We start from the raw sequence: 3,242 nt of genomic DNA, 5'->3' as shown, positions 1-3,242 counted from the left end.
TTATTTTGGTCGATGACGTGTATCGCAAGCCGATTGGTCGCCCATGGATTACGTTGGCCATGGACGTGTTTACTCGCATGGTCACGGGGTATTACTTGTCGTTTGACCCGCCCTCTGAAACATCTGTCGGCATGTGTGTGGCGCACTCCATGCTTCCTAAAGATGAGTGGTTGCTACTGCATAATGTGGAGGCTGAGTGGCCGGTATGGGGCACACCCGCCACGATTCATGTCGATAACGGCCCAGATTTTCGCTCTGAGACGTTTCGGCGCTCATGCCTAGCCTATGGGATCAACCTTGAGTTTCGGCCTGTTAAGCAGCCTCGTTATGGTGGCCACATTGAGCGGGTACTGGGCTCTCTTCTAAAGGAAATCCATAACCTGCCTGGGACGACCTTCTCCTCCATTAAAGAGAAAGAGGGATACGATCCAGAGAAGCACGCGGCCATGACGAAAAGCGAGTTTGAAGAGTGGCTGGTGACGTTGATTTGCAAGGTTTACCACCAGCGCCTTCATTCTGGGATTGGTATGTCGCCGATGAAGAAGTGGGAAATTGGTGTGTTTGGCAATGCGGATGTGCAGGGAGTGGGATTAGCGCCGAGGCCTGCTGACAGGCTCTCTGTATTGCTCGATTTTTTGCCCAGCTTTCAGCGTACGATCCAGACCTTTGGTGTGACCATCGATGGCATAAACTATTACGATGAAGCGCTAAGACCTTGGATCAATGCCAAAGATCCAGACATGCCAGACAAGAAACGCACCTTTGTTTTCCGGCGCGACCCTCGCGACATTAGTGTCATTTGGTTCAAAGACCCGGAGCTCGGGCACTATTTTCGCGTGCCCTTTGCCAATCTTGCCCTCCCCTCGATGAGTGTTTGGGAGTATGCCCAAGCTAAAGCGCGCCTTCGGCAGGAAGGAAGAAACTCGGTCAATGAGACTGAAATTCTACGCGCTATTAGTGAGCTGCGAACCCATGTGGAGGAGTCGCAAGCACGTACTAAGCGAAGTCGCCGTCAGGCACAACGACGTAAAGAGCATGAGAAGAAGGTGACGCCTGCAGATCCCCTTTTACATGCGCCCTCAACTGCTGCCCCTAAAGAGACACCCGCTCAAGGGGACGGTCTTTTAACGGGTGATATCGATGTGAACTGGGACATAGCATGAGCACACACCTTCATCCTGATCTTCGTCACGTCTTGGGGCTGTCCGCTAAAGAGCGAATGGAGTTTATGGATCAACCGCGCTGGTTGGGCTATCCATTGGCCAATCGTGTCATTGAGGTCATGCGTGGGTTGATGGAGAAGCCCAGTCGTCCTCGTATGCCTAACCTCTTGCTCGTGGGTGACTCCAACAACGGAAAGACAACCATCGTTCAACGGTTTCGTAAGCAGTACGGTGAAGGCTACGTGAATGAAGACGTAGAGCCCGTGAAGCCTGTTGTTGTCACTCAGGCTCCCCCGAGTGCCGATGAGAAAAGTCTGTATATCGCAGTGCTAGAGAGTTTCTGGGCTCCCTACCGGCCTACAGATCCTGTTCCCAAGCTGCGCTACCAGGTGATTCATCAACTGCGTGCTTGCCATACCCGCTTGTTGATCATCGATGAGTTTCACTCTCTGTTAACCGGTGGTGCTGTTAAGCAGCGCGAAACGATGAATGCCATTAAGCTTTTATGCAATGAGCTAATGATTCCCATCGTTGGTGTGGGGACGCAAGACGCTGTGCGTGTGCTGCATTCAGACCCACAGCATGCGAGTCGCTTTGATGTGGTCGCGTTACCAAAGTGGGAGCTCAATCAGGAGTTTCAGAAGCTGCTCGCTGGCTTTGAGAAGATATTACCGCTCAAACATCCTTCCCAACTGCATGAGCCCCAATTGGCGACCCAGCTCCACGCGATCTCTGGCGGCAATTTTGGCGACCTGCACCGGCTGCTGATTGAGTGTGCAAATGCCGCTATTTTGTCCGGGGCTGAGCGCATCGATGAGAAAACTATTCAGAGTAAATCGTGGGTGCGGCCAACCCGTGGTATTAGGGAAGTGATGCTGTAATGCCCTGGGCGCTTAGTGTGCCATTGCTGCCCGAGGAGTCCCTTTCCTCATGGTTCGTTCGGGCGGCGCTGAGACAGGGATGTGATCCCTTGTCTCTTACGGGGGCTATCTGGCCAACATGGCGTATATGGACGAGAGATATTGATAGGGAAATTCCCATCGTACGAATGCGTCCATTAGTGAAGGTATCAGGGATCTCCTCCACTGAGTTTCTTAAGGCCGGGATGCGAGACGATTGTGAGAAAGTGGCCGGTTATTCGTTACCGGAAACACGGACTTGGCCCTGGTTGTTGGCTCTCGGCAGCCGAAATCGAACTCGCCATGGAGGACAGCAGGTATGCACGTTGTGCTTGGCAGAGGACTCAATCCCCTACTTGCGGCGACACTGGCGATTCGCTTGGCACATTGGGTGCCGCTTTCATGGGGTGCAGCTGATAGATGAGTGCCCAGCATGCAAGGCCCCTATAGAGCCCCATCGCCTGTCAGCGGAAGATCAACATTTAGCACAATGCAGCCGGTGTCATGACGATTTTAGAAAGGCTGCACACACGTCGCCTTTACCTGAAGCGTTCAGTTTCCAAGTGATGGCTGATCGTGCTTTAAAAAGGAGCAACGTGACGTTTAGGCAGGCCCCTATCGCACCCGCCGATTGGTTTTCTATGGTGACCTTCTTTATTGGCGTTGTTCGGCGTGCAAGTCGGCGGCCTGCGTCACCCCTCGCAGATGCGCTTCTGTCATTGGGCATTTCGGTTACGGATAGCCGAATGCCTTTGTCTGGATTGGCGTTTGAACTGTTGCCTGTCCGCGAGCGTAGTGCTTTATTGGTGGCGGTGGAGCTTTTGCTCAGTATAGGCGTTGAAGAAACGTTCAGCGCTCTGGTCGCGTGCAATGTCAAAACGAGCGCGCTTCATGATCCCCGAAAGTCACCCCCCGTTGTGTTGTTGCCGATGATATCAATGTTATCTCATCACCCTCATGGGCCGCATCGCCGCCGCGCTCCACCGGATCATCGCCCCATGTCGGAACGCGCTGTTAGAGCCTCATGGGCGCGTTTAAAACGAAGAATGAAAGCGGAGCCAACCTCTTGAAGCAACACCAAACGGTAGCCTGTGATGAGTGTGGTCGAGAAGTCTCCAAATTGTGGCGGCGCCATAAGGGCCATGGTTACTGCTCAACTTGCTATGCTCGTGTGTTTAAG

The 3,242-nt window shown here is 53.1% G+C and carries 3 protein-coding genes; all 3 read left to right on the top strand.

The features are described from left to right. Positions 1–1,163 (top strand): transposase (locus AC0UA9_RS16990; protein ID WP_475661877.1); only part of this gene is annotated, 1,163 nt, incomplete at its 5' end. Then, a complete protein-coding gene (locus tag AC0UA9_RS16985) occupies positions 1,160–2,044 on the top strand; it encodes a TniB family NTP-binding protein (RefSeq protein ID WP_475661876.1) in 885 nt (294 codons plus the stop codon). The genes AC0UA9_RS16990 and AC0UA9_RS16985, both read left to right, overlap by 4 nt. Then, positions 2,044–3,132 (top strand): TniQ family protein, encoded by a 1,089-nt coding sequence (locus AC0UA9_RS16980; protein WP_475661873.1) that lies wholly within the window; start codon positions 2,044–2,046, stop codon positions 3,130–3,132. The genes AC0UA9_RS16985 and AC0UA9_RS16980 overlap by 1 nt, the downstream gene beginning before the upstream one ends. The last annotated feature ends 110 nt before the right edge of the window (positions 3,133–3,242 follow it).

This window comes from Colwellia sp. F1, assembly GCF_056238625.1.
The sequence above is the reverse complement of the archived record's forward strand: the minus strand, read 5'-3'. Positions and strand labels throughout refer to the sequence as shown.

Excerpts from the sequence above, each read along its gene's own strand:
- AC0UA9_RS16985 (WP_475661876.1), top strand. The coding sequence starts at position 1,160 with ATGAGCACACACCTTCATCCTGATCTTCGTCACGTCTTGGGGCTGTCC.
- AC0UA9_RS16980 (WP_475661873.1), top strand. The coding sequence starts at position 2,044 with ATGCCCTGGGCGCTTAGTGTGCCATTGCTGCCCGAGGAGTCCCTTTCC.